The organism is Pseudomonas sp. B6(2017), assembly GCF_002112765.1.
GTDB lineage: Bacteria > Pseudomonadota > Gammaproteobacteria > Pseudomonadales > Pseudomonadaceae > Aquipseudomonas > Aquipseudomonas piscis.
The window spans coordinates 78430-92500 of the sequence record NZ_NEIQ01000010.1 but is presented as its reverse complement, the minus strand read 5'-3'; the positions used below and the strand labels follow the sequence as shown (position 1 = coordinate 92500).

Below are 14071 nucleotides of genomic sequence, written 5' to 3'. Positions count from 1 at the left end.
CCGCTTCGTATCGACGTTTGATCGCTGAAGGTCGCCTGGTCGCTTCAGCGCCGGGCGGAGAGTTGCTGGGGGGCGAGGAACGCATCGCGAAAGTAGTCCCGCAGCGCTTGCATCGCCGGGGTGAAGACGCGGTCGCGACGCCAGGCCAGGCCGACGCTCATGGGCGTGACCGCATCGCTCAGGCTCAGGGTCTCGATGCGCTTGCCCTCCAGCGACCAGGGCCGATGCACCAGGTCCGAGAGGATCGCCACGCCGCTGCCGTTGGCCACCATGCTGCGCACCGCTTCTACCGAGCTGGTGCGCACCCGCACCCTGGGCTGTTGGCCGGCCTGTTCCCAATAACGCATGGCGCTTTGTTCCGCTTCGTCGACGGTGAGCAGGATGAACGGCTCCTCGGCCACGTCCGCCAGGCTGACGCTGGTCCGTTCGCACAGCTGGTGATGGGCCGGTAGCCACAGCCGGCGCTCGGAGTTGAACAGCGTCTCGGAGACGATATCCGGGTGGGTCAGGTTGGCGGTGAGCACCACCGCCATGTCGAAGCGCCCGGCCAGCAGCCCCTGTTCGATGGCTTGGCGTTCCTGTTCGTGCAGCTCGATGGTGACGTCCGGGTGCCAGTGCCCCAGGCGCTGCAGATGGTGCGGCAGGAAGTAGCCGATCACCGTGTAGCTGGCGGCCAGGTGCAGGGTGCCGCTGGCGCGGTAGTCGGGCAGCGGGCTGTTCAGCGCATCGTCGACGCTGCGCAGGATCACGTAGGCGCGGTTGAGGAAGTGCCGGCCGGCATCGGTCAGGCCCATGCCCTGGGCCGACCGCACGAACAGCTGCACGGCGAGCATCGCTTCCAGTTCCTTGATTGCGGTGGTCACCGCCGATTGGGAAATGTTCAGGTGGATTGCGGCCTGGGAGATCTGGCCGATCTCGGCAGTGGCCACGAAGTAACGTACCTGGCGCAGGGTCAACGACATTTCTATCCGTCCACGTATCTGATTTTCAGAACAAACTCTATCTGATAATAGATCTTCCCAAGGGGTCAAGGCCGCTCTAACGTCCATCGCACGAAGTCACGAACGTTGGAGCAACAGTGATGCAGGCAGTGGATTTCAATTCGGACATGGGCGAAAGCTTCGGCCCGTGGACCATCGGCGATGGCGTCGACAACGAGCTGATGGGCTTCATCAGCTCGGCCAACATCGCCACCGGCTTTCATGCCGGCGACCCCGGCACCATGCGCCGCACCATCGAGCAGGCCCGGCTGCGGGGCGTGGCCATCGGGGCCCACCCGGGCTTTCGCGACCTGGTGGGGTTCGGCCGGCGCCACATCAACGCCCCGGCCCAGGAACTGGTAGACGACATGCTCTACCAACTGGGCGCCCTGCGTGAGCTGGCCCGGGTCCAGGGCCTTAAGTTGCAGCACATCAAGCCCCATGGCGCGTTGTACATGCACCTGGCCCGGGACGAGGAGGCGGCGCGACTGCTGGTGGAAAACCTGCAGAAACTCGAACCCGAACTGCTGCTGTATTGCATGCCCGGCTCGGTGATCTGCCGGATCGCCCAGGAGCTGGGGCAACCGGTGATCCGCGAGTTCTATGCCGATCGCGATTACGACCTCAGCGGCTCCATCGTCTTTACCCGCCGGGTGCGGGTCCTGGATCCCCATGAGGTGGCCGCCAAGGTCCTGCGCGCCTGCCAGCAGGGACTGGTCCGCACCGTGGAGGGCGAGGACCTGGCCATCGAGTTCGACTCCATCTGCCTGCACAGCGACACCCCAGGTGCCCTGGACCTGGTGGAAGCCACCCGCGCCGCGCTGGACCTGGCCGGCATCCAGGTGCGAGCACCCCGCTGAGGGGTTGCTCGCCAAGCCTCGCGCATCGACGCGACTCCAAGCGGTTTTGCTTTTTTTGCCTGCCTTTCGACAACTATTCCAAGAGAAACAGACATGGCCGAATACAACGTCATCACCCCCTTGCCGGGCACTTTCTACCGCAAGGCCACGCCCGACTCGGCGCCTTTCGTCGAGGTCGGCGACAGCGTCAGCGCCGATACCGTGATCGGCCTGATCGAAGTCATGAAGCAGTTTTCCGAGCTCACTGCCGGCAGCGCCGGCCAGGTCGGCGCCTTCCTGGTCGAGGACGGTGACCCGGTGGAACCGGGCCAGGTCGTCGCGACCCTGGTCGAGTGAGGGCCGCCCCATGACCGAATCCATTCGCAAGCTGCTGGTCGCCAACCGTGGCGAGATCGCCGTGCGCATCATTCGCGCGGCCAAGGCCCTGGGCATTCCCACCGTCGCTGCCTGCAGCGAGGCGGACGCCGACTCCATGGCCGCGCGCCTGGCCGACGAAGTGCAGATCATCGGCCCGGCCCGGGCCGACAAGAGCTACCTGAACATCCAGGCCCTGCTGGCAGCCCTCAAGGCCAGCGGCGCCAATGCCGTGCATCCGGGCTACGGCTTTCTTTCGGAAAATGCCGAGTTCGCCGAGGCGGTGGTCCAGGCCGGGGCGATCTTCGTCGGCCCCGATGCGCGGACCATCCGGCGCATGGGCGACAAGGCCGAGGCCCGGCGTACCGCCCAGGCCGCCGGGGTGCCGGTGGTGCCCGGTTCGCCCGGCGAACTGTTCGACCTGCCAGCTGCGTTGCAAGCGGCGCAGGCGGTGGGTTTTCCATTGCTGATCAAGGCATCGGCCGGTGGCGGCGGGCGGGGTATTCGCCTGGCCGAGGATGCGGCGCAACTGGCCGAGGAGTTTCCCCGGGCACAGCGCGAGGCGCAGGCGGCGTTCGGCAACGGCGCCTTGTACCTGGAGCGGTTCATTGGCCGGGCCCGGCATATCGAGGTCCAGGTGCTGGGCGACGGCAAGCGTGCGGTGCACCTGTTCGAACGTGAATGCTCGCTGCAACGGCGGCGGCAGAAGATCTTCGAGGAGGCGCCATCGCCGGTACTCGATGCCACCCAGCGCGAGCAGTTGTGCAGCAGTGCGGTGCGCCTCACCGAGGCCCTGGGCTACCAGGGCGCTGGCACCCTGGAGTACCTGTATGACGACAGCACCGGCGAGTTCTTCTTCATCGAGATGAACACCCGGATCCAGGTGGAGCATCCCATCAGCGAGCTGATCACCGGTGTCGACCTGGTCCAGGCCATGCTGCGCATTGCCGGTGGCGAACCGCTGGATCTGCGCCAGGAGGATATCCACCTCGATGGCGCGGCCCTGCAGATGCGCCTGAACGCCGAGGACCCGGCGCGGGACTTCTTCCCCAGCCCGGGCAAGGTCCAGGAGTTGTCCTGGCCGCAAGGGCCGGGGCTGCGGGTCGATAGCCACCTGTATCCGGGGTATGCCGTGCCGCCTTACTACGACTCGCTGCTGGCCAAGCTGATCGTCCATGGCGCCGACCGCGAGCAGGCCCTGGCTCGGGCGCGGGCGGCCGTGGAGCAAACGACCTTGACTGGCATGGCCAGTACCTTGACCCTGCATCGCGAGCTGCTGGCCGAGCCTTGGCTGGCGAGCGCGGACTTCCATACCGCAACCCTGGAAACCTGGCTGGCCGGGCGCCGTGCCGGAGGTGTCGCATGAACCAACCGATCCGCTACAGCTTTGGTGCCGACGAGCACCCGTTCGCCGAAGTCAGCGACAGCATGTCCCTGGAGGCTTTCTTCAAAGGCATGGCGGTCACCCGCGCGGTGGAGCGCCTGGCCCTGGATGGGGTACTGGACGTATGCCTGGCCAATGCCTCGTTCCAGATCCGTTTCGATCCGGATCGCATCGCGCCCCAAGCCCTGCTGGAGGCCGTGCGCGAGGCCGAGGCCGGCGCCGTGGCCGAGCGCAGCCTGCACACGCGGATCATCGAGATCCCGGTGCTGTACAACGACCCCTGGACCCATGAAACCCTGATGCGTTTTCGCGACCGGCACCAGGACCCGGACGCCACCGACCTCGAGTACGCGGCGCGGATCAACGGCCTGGCGGATGTCGACGCCTTCATCGCCGCCCACAGTGGCGCGCCCTGGTTCGTCTCCATGGTGGGTTTCGTCGCCGGCCTGCCGTTCATGTTCCAGATGGTCGAGCGCGAGCGCCAGTTGCAGGTGCCCAAGTACCTGCGACCGCGCACCGACACGCCGAAGCTGACCCTGGGCCATGGCGGCTGCTTCGGCTGCATCTACTCGGTGCGCGGCGCCGGTGGCTACCAGATGTTCGGCGTGACCCCGGCACCGATCTACGATCCGCAGCAGCAACTGGCCTACCTCAAGCAGCACATGGTGTTCTTCCGCCCGGGGGACATCGTGCAGTTCAAGCCTATCGATCGCGAGGCCTATGACCGTGCGGTGGCCGAGGTGGAGGCCGGGCGCTTCGACCTGCGCATCCGTGAGGTGGAGTTTTCCCTGGATGCCTTTCTCGCCGACCCGGTCGGTTATCCCAAGTCGCTGCAGGAGGTGTTGGCATGATCAAGGTCATCAAACCGGGCCTGGCCACGTCGGTACAGGACCTGGGCCGCGAGGGCTTCTATCACCTGGGCATCCCGCCGTCCGGGGCCCTGGACCAGTACGCCCTGAGCGCCGCCAACCAACTGGTGGGCAACCCGGCAGGCGCCGCGGGCCTGGAGTGCACCTTGCTCGGGCCGGAACTTGAGTTCACTGTCGATGCCCTGGTGGCGGTCTGTGGTGCACACATGACGCCCAAGCTCGATGGCGTGGACAGGCACCTGGATACCGCGTTCGCGGTCAAGGCCGGGCAAGTGCTGCGTTTCGACTTCCCCAAGGCCGGGGCCCGGGCCTACCTGGCGGTGGCCGGTGGCATCGACGTGCCGCTGGTGCTGGGCAGCCGTTCCACCTATGCCCTGGGCGCCCTGGGCGGTTTCCAGGGGCGGCGCTTGGCGGCCGGCGATGAGCTGCCGGTGGGGATCGACAGCGGCAAGGGCCGCCCGGGGGCCAGCCTGCCCATGGCGCTGCGCCAGTCCCTGGGGGGCGAGATCGGTCTGCGGGTGGTGCCGGGGCTCTATTACGAACGCCTGAGCGAGGGAGCCAAGGCGAGCTTCTTCGCCGAACCCTGGACCGTGGGCTCGGAGGCGGATCGCATCGGCTATCGCTTCAAGGGCGGCAGCGCCCTGGGCTTCCAGCCTCGGGAGCAGCCGTTCGGTGCCGGCTCCGATCCGTCGAATATCGTCGACAGTTGTTATCCCATCGGTTCGATCCAGGTGCCGGCGGGGCTGGAGCCCATCGTCCTGCATCGGGATGCGGTGTCCGGTGGTGGCTACGCGATGATCGGCACGGTGATCAGCGCCGACCTGGACCTGGTGGGGCAGATGCAGCCCAACCAGAAGGCGCGCTTTATTCCGGTGACCCTGGAAGAGGCACTGGAGGCCCGGCGTTCCTACAAGAAGAAGCTGGCTTGCCTGAGCAAGCTGTTTGCGTCCTGATCCACCCGTCCGTGGCGGCTCACGCATCGTGTAGCCGCTACCGCAGGGGACTGCCGGCTAGAACAGTTGGGTGAACAGCCAGTACAGGCTGCCGGACAGCAGGATCGCCGCCGGCAGGGTCAGCACCCAGGCCATGGCCAGGTTGCGGATGGTGCGCATCTGCAAGCCGCTACCGTTGGCCACCATGGTCCCGGCCACCCCCGAGGACAGCACGTGGGTGGTGGACACTGGCAGGCCGAACATGTCCGCCGCGCCGATGGTCAGCATCGCCACGGTTTCCGCCGAGGCGCCCTGGGCATAGGTCAGGTGGGTCTTGCCGATCTTCTCGCCAACGGTCACCACGATGCGTTTCCAGCCGACCATGGTGCCCAGGCCGAGCGCGATGGCCACCGCGATCTTCACCCACAACGGGATGAAGCGCGTGGCGTTGTCGATCTGCTGCTTGAACAGTTGCAGCTTGTCGCGGGTGTCCTGGTCGAAATGGCCGACCTGGTTCTTGTCCATCAGGCGGATGGTTTCACTGGTCAGGTACATGTCGTTGCGCACGTTGCCCATGGCTTCGGCCGGAACCTTGGACAGCGAGCCATAACCCTTCACTTCATTGCCGATGGCACCGGCCAGGGCGGCCAGGGCCGGCACCAGTTCGGGCGTGGCTTGCTTGCTGCGCATGTATTCCGAGAGCACCGCGCGAGGATCGGCCGGCGCCGCCTGTGGGGAGCTCTTGGCCAGGGCTTGCTGGGTGACTTCGGCCACGGCGGCGAACTGCAGGGCCTGGTCGGCGGGCATGGTGCGGTTCAGGGCGTAGGCCATGGGCAGGGTGCCCACCAGGATCAGCATGATCAGGCCCATGCCTTTCTGGCCGTCGTTGGAGCCGTGGGCGAACGACACCCCGGTGCAGGTCAGGATCAGCAGAGCGCGAATCCACCACGGTGGCGGGGTGTCGCCCTTGGGCGCCTGGTACAGCGCGCGGTTCTTGACGAACAGGCGCAGGGCCAGCAACAGCAGGGCGGCGAACACGAAGCCGATCAGTGGCGAGAACAGCAGGGCATAGCCGACCTTTGTGGCTTGGCCCCAGTCCACGCCGCTGGTGCCATCGCGGCCATGCATCAGGGCGTTGGCCACGCCGACGCCGATGATCGAGCCGATCAGGGTGTGGGACGACGAGGCCGGCAGGCCGAGCCACCAAGTGCCGAGGTTCCACAGGATGGCGGCGATCAGCAGGGCGAAGATCATGGCGAAGCCGGCGGAAGAGCCCACCTGCAGGATCAGCTCCACCGGCAGCAGGGCGATGATGCCGAAGGCCACTGCGCCGCTGGACAGCAGCACCCCGAGGAAGTTGAACAGGCCGGACCAGACCACTGCGAACTGTGGTGGCAGCGAATGGGTGTAGATCACCGTGGCCACCGCGTTGGCGGTGTCGTGGAAGCCGTTGACGAATTCGAAGCCCAGGGCGATCAGCAGCGCGACGCCAAGCAGCAGGAACGGGGTCCAGGTGGTGACCGTGGTGCCCAGTTCGTGCATGTCGTGCATCAGGCTGTAGGCGGTGAACAACAGGCCCAGGGCCAATACGGCGAAGAACACCACCAGGGTGAAGGGGCCGGGTTTCTTATCCAGTTGCGGTTTGGCGTCGACGCTGGGAGAGGCGACGGTCAGGGAAGGGGTGGCCATTGCTGGACAATCCTGTGGCTGGAAGGAATGGCTTCCATGATCGTTGCCGAATGTTACAGGCAGACTGCCCCAGGTCATGGTTTGTGCGATTGACAGGCCCGTTGATCCGTTTGCCCCCCGGCGGCTCGTGCCGAGCCGTGCGCAGCCTGCGGCATCGGCTACACGAGGCGGGGTTGCGGATACGGTGGTGCTGTGTAGCCGCTGTCGAGCGCCAGCGAGGCTGCGTACGGCCGCGGGGTCAGTAGTCCTGGCGTTTGCGAAAGGCCCAGCGCCCGGCGATCACGGTGAAGGTGGCCACCAGCGCCACCAGGATCCAGAAGCCTTCCGGATCGCCGGAGAAGGGAATGCCGCCGACGTTCATGCCGAAGAAGCCGGCGATGATGTTGATCGGCAGGGCCAGCACCGTGACCACGGTCAGGGTGAACAGGGTGCGGTTGCTCTGCTCGTTGAGGTTGGCGGCGATTTCCTCCTGCAGCAGCTTGATCCGCTCTCCCAGGGCCGTGAGGTCGCTGATGATCAGGGCGAACTCCTCGGTGGACTTGCGCAGCTCCTTGACGTCGTCCTTCTGCAACCACTGCGGCGGCCGGTTGAGCAGCCGCAGCAGCGAGCCCGGCTCCAGGGCCAGCAGCCGTTGCAGGCGCACCAGTACCCGGCGCATGGCTCCCAGTTCGGCGCGGTTGGCCGAGACCCTGGCCGCCAGCAACTGGTCTTCGATCTGGTCGACGCTGAGGCTGGTCTTGCGCACGATCTGGGTCAGCACCTCGCCCTGGTCCCGCAGCAGGTGGACCAGCAGTTCCAGGGGCGAGCGGAAGTGCTCGCCGGCCTTGACCGAGGAGCGCAGCTTGTCCACCGAATGCAGGGGTTGCAGGCGGGCGCTGATGATCAGGTTGCTGCGCACGCAGACCCACAGGGTGGAGATGTCCGAGGACAGCATGCTGCTGAAGTTGAACACCACGTCGTTGACCACCGCCAGCAGGGCCGAGTCCACGTGCTCGATGCGGGTCGAGCGCGAACCTTCATGCAGTGCTTCGAAGAATTCATCGGGCAGTTGCAGGTGGGCCTGCATCCAGCGCTCGCAAGCGGCATGGGCCAGGTTCAGGTGCAGCCAGAGAAATTCATCCTGGTGTTCGGCGCATTGCAGGGCTTGCAGGGCCTTGGCCGAATCCATTTCGCGACCACGTTCGCCGGGGCGGAAGCGGTAACCGTAGAGCAGGCCGAACAGATCGGAATCGCGGTGACTCTGGTCGATGCTGTGGTTCATGGGGGCTCGCAGGAGGGACAGTGCCCACGCGGGTTTCACAGGTTCACTTGAACCACATCATGGCAATGCTTCTTGACGGTTTTGTGACAATTGAAAGTCCATGATTCGCCGCGTTACACCGGCGGTCGGCGGCTCTCAAGAATGTGTCGTCGATGCCGATCACGCTCACATGCCACGCGCATTCGAGCCGTCTCGAATGCGCCCGAAAGGGACGTTCGGACTTACGCATGCCTTATCGGGCCTGCTCCATCCCTGCCATGAGATCTTCTCGATGTTTTTGCAAAAATCCCTGAGAGGGCAAATTCTTGCCCTGCTGAGTGGCAGCCTGTTGGCGATGCTGTTGATCGCCCTGGCGTGCTTTCAATTGCTGTCCAATGGCGTGCAGAGCTACCGCGAGCTGATCGAGGGTCCGCTGCACAGTTCGCAACTGATCGACGAGGCCAACCTGCAGTTCAAGATCCAGGTGCAGGAATGGAAGAACGTGCTGCTGCGAGGCAAGCAGCCCCAGGAAATGAACAAGTACTGGCAGCAGTTCGAAGATCGCCAGCGCGACGTGCAGAACATCCTTGGCGAGCTGGCACAGACCCAGGGCCTGGAGACCTCGCTCAAGAGCCGGGTCCAGCGTTTGTCCCAGGAGCATCTGGCCCTTGGCCAGGCCTACCAGAGGGCCCGTGATGCCTATGTGGCCGGCGGTGCCGATCCGAGTGCCGGCGATGCTGCGGTGAAGGGCTTCGACCGTGCCGCCAGCGAGCAGATGAGCGAGCTGGTGGTCGAGTTGCGCAAGCAGGGCCAACAGCAGTCGTTGCAGATCAGTGCGGCCGCCGATCGTACGGTGTGGCTGGGTATCCTGGTGATGCTCATTTCCGGCTTGCTGATCGGCCTGCTCAGCCTGTGGCTGGTCAACCGTAGCCTGGTGGAGCCGATCCGCCAGTTGATCGACTATGTGGCCCAGCTCAGCCGTGGCCAGTTCTCCCAGCGGGTGGACAACACTCGCCAGGACGAGCTGGGCAAGCTGGCCGCGGCCGCCAACACCCTGCGTGACTTCCTCGCCCAGACCTTCACCAGCCTGCAGCGCAGTGCCTCGGACCTGGATACCTCCAGTGGCGAGCTCAACTCCATCGCGACCTTGATGTCCCAGGGCACCAACGACCAGTTCAGCCGCACCGACCAGGTGGCCACGGCGATGAACGAGATGTCCGCCACCGCCCAGGAAGTGGCGCGCCATGCCGCCGATGCCGCCCGGGCTGCGGACGATGCCGACCAGTCGGCGCAGCAGGGCGAGCAGGTGATGCAGAGCACCATCGACAGCATCACCCAGATGCGTGGCGAGATCGCCAATACCGCGACCGTGATCCGTCGCCTGGAAGCAGACAGCGGCAGGATCGGCAAGGTGCTGGAAGTGATCCAGGGCATCGCCGAACAGACCAACTTGCTGGCCCTCAACGCGGCCATCGAGGCGGCCCGGGCCGGCGAGGCGGGACGCGGTTTCGCCGTGGTCGCCGATGAAGTACGCAGCCTGGCCCAGCGTACCGCGGCCTCGATCACCGAGATCAACCAGATCATCCAGACCGTGCAGACCGGCGCGGTGGATGCCGCCCATGCCATCGAGAGCGGTCAGTCGCGCAGCGAACAGAGCGTGCAACAGGTGACCGAGGCCGGGGCCATGCTCGAGCGCATCACCCAGGCGGTGGAAGCGATTCGCGACATGAACCGGCAGATCGCCACTGCGGCCGAGGAGCAGACCTCGGTGGCCGAGGACATCTCGCGCAACCTGACCGAGATCACCTCTATCGCCAGCACCAACCTGGACAACGTCCAGCGTACCGAGGCGGCGAGCCGCAACCTGCATGTCCTGTCGGGCCAGCTGAACGAGGTCACGGCGCGCCTGAGCGCCTGATCCCTGGACCCGCAAGACACAAGGCCGCGCCCCTTGTAGAGGCGCGGCCTTGTGCTATCTGCAGGTTACTGGTCTTGCTTGTTGGCCAGGACCTTGCCGGTCTTGGCATCCAGGTCCACATCCCACTCGATGCCTTTGCTGTCACGCAATTCCACCTGGTAGACGTAGGCGCCGCTGGCGGTCTGTTCCAGCTCGGTGTCGGTGATGTTGGCGGCGCTGGTGCCGGGATGCTGGGCCAGGGCGGCCTGGTTGAGTTTCTCCAGGTCCATGATGGCGCCCGACTTGAGCAGGCCCGGGATCAGGTCCGGGCGGACATCGGCCTGGGCCAGTCCGGCGCTCAGGGTCAGGGCGGTGGCGGCCAGCAGTGCGGGGAATTTGCTCATGGATGATTCCTTCGGGGGTGATGGGTTTGGATGGGCACAGGTTAACCAGCGCAACTTAATTCACCCTTAATTCCCGCCACCGATTGCGCCGTTTGTTCAAGCCTGCGGGCCTGGCTGGCCGGCAAGCTGCTGTCTCCTTATCGATGGAGACAAGACGGATGAAACGAATGCTTGCGTGGTTGTATGGGCCGCTGTTCTTCGGTGGCTTCATCGGCGCCGGTGTCTGGTGGATGGGCAGTGCGGGTGGCTCGGCGGCGGGCCTGCCCTGGTTGTTCCTGGGGGCCCTTGGCGTGTCGTTCCTGGCGGAGTGGGGCTTGCCTTACGAGCCCGCCTGGAACCGCTCCCACGGGGACCGGTTGCGCGACTGCCTGCACGCCGTGGTCAACGAAGGCTTGAATGCCATCGGCCTGCTGGCGCTGCCGGGGCTGGCGATGCTGCTGGTCCACGATGGCTTGTGGCCCCGGGACTGGCCGCTCTGGGGACAGCTGTTGCTCGCGGTTACCGTGGCCGATTGCGGGATCACCCTGGCGCACTATGCCAGTCACCGTTGGGCCTGGCTGTGGCGCCTGCATGCGGTGCACCACAGCGTGCAGCGCATGTATGGCTTCAACGGCCTGCTCAAGCACCCCTTGCACCAGTTGCTCGAAGCCTCGGCAGGGCTGTTGCCGTTGCTGATGCTGGGCATCCCGCTGCCGGTGGCACAGCTGTTGGCCCTGGCCATCGCCATCCAGTTGCTGTTGCAGCATTCCAATGTCGACATGCGCCTTGGCGTACTGCGCCTGGTGTTCGCCTGGGCCCCGGTGCACCGCTTCCACCATATGAAGTACGGGCGTGCCGGGGATGTGAACTTCGGTCTGTTCTTCAACCTGTGGGACTGGCTGCTGGGCACCACGTTCTATCGGCATGATTACCCGATGCGTCCGGGAGACCTGGGCATCGGCAGCCGTCCGGACTACCCGGCGGGGTACTGGCGGCAACTGCTGGAGCCCTTCAAGGTCCAGCGCTACAGCGCCGAGCCCAAGGTGCCGCAAGCCCTGCGTCGGCAGGTCAAGCCAGCAGGCGGGGCCTGAGATGCTTGAGGGCCTGGCCGGCGGTGACGCCGAACAGTGCTTTCAAGGTCCGGGAGAAGTGCGCGGCGTCGGCGAACCCGGCGCCGTGGGCCGCCTGGGTCATGGCCTGGCCCTGGAGCATCAGGGCCATGGCCAGGCGCAGGCGCCGCCACAGCACCAGGCGGCGTACCGGCAGGCCCACGTCGCGGGCGAACAAGCGCTCCAGCTGGCTCAGGGACAGGTTGGCCTGGGCCGCCAATTGTGCGGCCGCCACCTTGCCGTCCAGGGCCGCGTCCAGGGCCTGCAACGCCCGCTCTATGCGCCGGTCGACCATGGGCTGGCGCGGGCAGGCGCGTAGCGCGGCCTCCAGTTCGGGCAAGCCGGGTGTCACCTCGCTGACGCTCTGGTGCAGGTCCCGCGCATCGATCGACAGCGGTTCGGCATAGACCGTGAACGCCGCTTCGGGAGCTTCGACGATGGCGTGGCGGCACAGGGCCTGGATCATCAGGTAGTGACCGCTGTGGCGAACGCCATCGAGCTCCACGGTGACCGGCTGCCCGGGGGCGATGATCAGTTGATGGGCGTAGTGGGCATGGGGCGCGGTACGCCCCATGAACCCGTGGACCAGGCCGAAGTCACGACCCAGCCAGAGTTCGCCCTGCCAGCTGGAGTCGCTCATTCAGTAGCCGCTGGCTTCCAGCAGGCGGGCGACACTGGTGCCGGCCGGACGCTGGAAGTACTTGAGCAATTGGTCGCTGCGGTTGGTGAAGATGCCATCGACGCCGGCATTCATCACCTTCTGGAAGTCCACCGGCTCGTCCACCGTATAGACATGCACCAGCAGCCCCTGATCGTGGGTGTACTGGTTCATCCACGGCTGCACCAGGTCGGCGTAGCTCTGTTCGCCACCGCCCGAGAGGGCTGCCGAAGGGCCGGTGCCGATGGCGCCCCGGGCCTTGGCGAAGTCGACCCAGCGCTTGAACTCGGCCTGGTCCCGGGGTTGCTGGCGGGCATAGAAGGCCGCCTTGTCGGTTTCACCGCTGCTGGCAAAGCTCTGTCCGGAAGCCGGCTCGATGCTGCCAGGCGCGAGCCACAGCAGCAGGACCTTGGGCACCTGGGGCATTTCCTGGTGCAGCAGTTCCAGGCTGTGCTTGTCGAAGGTTTGCAGCACCACCTGGCCCTTGCCCTGGCCTGCTGCCAGGTCGCTCTTGGCCAGGGTCGAGCCGGCCGGGCCCAGCCAGCCGCGGTCCTGGAGTTTTTTCTTGAGGTCGTGCTCGATACCCGGGAACAACTGGGGTTCCTTGGTCTCGATGTAGAGCCCGGGCTTGTGCGCCGAACTGCCCTGGGCGATATCGATGATTTCATCCAGGGTGAGGATCTGCAGGCCGACGAAGCCTGGCCGGGCGCGGTCGGGGTGGGCCTGGTTGAACCAGCTGCCGGCGTCCAGGGTCTTCAGCTCGGCCATGGTGAAGGCGTTGGCCGGGCGGTCCTTGCGTTCGGGGAATTTCTGCGCGACATCGGTGGTGCGTTGCAGGTTGTTGTCATGCAGGGCGAACAGTACGCCATCCTTGCTGCGCTGCAGATCCATCTCCAGGTAATCGGCCCCCAGGTCGCGAGCCACTATGTAGGCGGCGGCGGTGGATTCGGGAGCATCGAAAGAAGCCCCGCGGTGGGCGATGACCGCTGGCCGTGCAATACCCAGGCGAGCGGCCAGGGCCTCGGGATCGGCCGGTTCCGCGGCCTGGGCCAGGCCGCATGCGAGCATCAGGCCCAGCATCAGGGTTCTGGAGTGGAAGGGGTGGGGCATGCTCGAAATCCTTTCGTGGGGGCGGGGACGAGTCGCTATCTTTTAACAACTCGATGACGCTTGTGCTATCGCCAGAGCGACATCGAGCGAGCAGTCGCGCAGGTCCCGGGTTTTTTCCGGCGCTTTGCAGTACTCTTGGACCCCGCAGTTTCCCCAGCAGAGGGAAGCCAGAAAACACCGCTGTTCCTTGCCTCGCGTGTAGACCATCGATCCCCCGTCCTGCGGGACCCATAGCGAGGTTTACCATGAGCATCACCTCCGAACTCATTTGCCAGGCCGCCGACCAGCTCAAGGGTTTTGTCGGTTTCAATCACAAGACTGGCCGCTACATCGTGCGTTTCAGCGAGGACTCCTTCGGCATGGACGTGGCCGACGACGCCATAGTCCCGGCCAGCGAGTTCGTCTGGACCCGCGCCGACGGCGAGGCCATGAGCCTGCGTCGCGAGCAGATCCAGCTGTTGCTGGACCAGAACATCGACGACCGGATCAACATCAGCGAGCCCCTGCGGGTCTACATGCGCCGCAGCGACCTGCCGGAAATCCAGGCCGTGCGCAGCTTGCTCTCCAGCGACCGGGGCTGACCCGCCGCGACTGCCCGGAGCGCCT

The 14071-nt window shown here is 65.7% G+C and carries 14 protein-coding genes; 8 read left to right on the top strand and 6 right to left on the bottom strand.

Annotated elements, in window-relative coordinates:
* Positions 1-44 precede the first annotated feature (44 nt).
* On the bottom strand, positions 45-962 hold the full coding sequence (locus CAG11_RS18275) for a LysR family transcriptional regulator (RefSeq protein WP_085597306.1): 918 nt from the start codon (positions 960-962) through the stop codon (positions 45-47).
* Between the two features lie 119 nt (positions 963-1081).
* Here CAG11_RS18275 and CAG11_RS18270 point away from each other — a divergent pair, with 119 nt between their 5' ends.
* The 5 genes from CAG11_RS18270 to CAG11_RS18250 all read left to right on the top strand — a co-directional run bounded on the left by CAG11_RS18270 (position 1082) and on the right by CAG11_RS18250 (position 5400).
* Entirely contained in the window at positions 1082-1840 is a 759-nt protein-coding gene (locus CAG11_RS18270) for a 5-oxoprolinase subunit PxpA (protein WP_022640377.1), read from the top strand.
* Between the two features lie 93 nt (positions 1841-1933).
* Positions 1934-2176, top strand: coding sequence for an acetyl-CoA carboxylase (locus CAG11_RS18265; protein ID WP_022640376.1), 243 nt, complete (start codon positions 1934-1936; stop codon positions 2174-2176).
* Between the two features lie 10 nt (positions 2177-2186).
* On the top strand, positions 2187-3560 hold the full coding sequence (locus CAG11_RS18260) for an acetyl-CoA carboxylase biotin carboxylase subunit (RefSeq protein WP_085597305.1): 1374 nt from the start codon (positions 2187-2189) through the stop codon (positions 3558-3560).
* Positions 3557-4429, top strand: a complete 873-nt coding sequence (locus tag CAG11_RS18255) for an allophanate hydrolase subunit 1 (RefSeq protein ID WP_085597304.1) — start codon at positions 3557-3559, stop codon at positions 4427-4429. Before CAG11_RS18260 ends, CAG11_RS18255 begins: the two co-directional genes overlap by 4 nt.
* Positions 4426-5400, top strand: coding sequence for a biotin-dependent carboxyltransferase family protein (locus CAG11_RS18250; RefSeq protein ID WP_085597303.1), 975 nt, complete (start codon positions 4426-4428; stop codon positions 5398-5400). The genes CAG11_RS18255 and CAG11_RS18250 overlap by 4 nt, the downstream gene beginning before the upstream one ends.
* Positions 5401-5457: 57 nt before the next feature.
* On the opposite strand, the gene CAG11_RS18245 is transcribed toward CAG11_RS18250, so the two are convergent.
* Both CAG11_RS18245 and CAG11_RS18240 read right to left on the bottom strand, forming a co-directional pair.
* Entirely contained in the window at positions 5458-7068 is a 1611-nt protein-coding gene (locus CAG11_RS18245) for an inorganic phosphate transporter (RefSeq protein WP_085597302.1), read from the bottom strand.
* A 238-nt stretch (positions 7069-7306) separates the two neighbouring features.
* On the bottom strand, positions 7307-8329 hold the full coding sequence (locus tag CAG11_RS18240; protein WP_085597301.1) for a transporter: 1023 nt from the start codon (positions 8327-8329) through the stop codon (positions 7307-7309).
* Between the two features lie 271 nt (positions 8330-8600).
* On the opposite strand from CAG11_RS18240, the gene CAG11_RS18235 reads away from it, so the two are divergent.
* Positions 8601-10226 (top strand): methyl-accepting chemotaxis protein, encoded by a 1626-nt coding sequence (locus tag CAG11_RS18235; RefSeq protein ID WP_085597300.1) that lies wholly within the window; start codon positions 8601-8603, stop codon positions 10224-10226.
* A gap of 65 nt (positions 10227-10291) precedes the next feature.
* Here CAG11_RS18235 and CAG11_RS18230 read toward each other — a convergent pair whose 3' ends face one another.
* Positions 10292-10609: a PepSY domain-containing protein gene (locus CAG11_RS18230; RefSeq protein ID WP_085597299.1), complete on the bottom strand. Its 318-nt coding sequence runs from the start codon at positions 10607-10609 to the stop codon at positions 10292-10294.
* Between the two features lie 158 nt (positions 10610-10767).
* On the opposite strand from CAG11_RS18230, the gene CAG11_RS18225 reads away from it, so the two are divergent.
* Positions 10768-11679, top strand: a complete 912-nt coding sequence (locus CAG11_RS18225; protein ID WP_085597298.1) for a sterol desaturase family protein — start codon at positions 10768-10770, stop codon at positions 11677-11679.
* Here CAG11_RS18225 and CAG11_RS18220 read toward each other — a convergent pair.
* Both CAG11_RS18220 and CAG11_RS18215 read right to left on the bottom strand, forming a co-directional pair.
* Positions 11657-12337 carry an AraC family transcriptional regulator gene (locus CAG11_RS18220; protein ID WP_085597297.1) on the bottom strand — a complete coding sequence of 227 codons (681 nt, stop codon included), beginning with the start codon at positions 12335-12337 and terminating at the stop codon, positions 11657-11659. The genes CAG11_RS18225 and CAG11_RS18220 overlap by 23 nt on opposite strands.
* Complete coding sequence (locus CAG11_RS18215; RefSeq protein ID WP_085597296.1) at positions 12338-13465, bottom strand: glycerophosphodiester phosphodiesterase; 1128 nt, start codon at positions 13463-13465, stop codon at positions 12338-12340. It lies immediately after the preceding gene.
* A 245-nt stretch (positions 13466-13710) separates the two neighbouring features.
* On the opposite strand from CAG11_RS18215, the gene CAG11_RS18210 reads away from it, so the two are divergent.
* Complete coding sequence (locus CAG11_RS18210) at positions 13711-14046, top strand: DUF2025 family protein (protein ID WP_022640366.1); 336 nt, start codon at positions 13711-13713, stop codon at positions 14044-14046.
* Positions 14047-14071 lie beyond the last annotated feature (25 nt).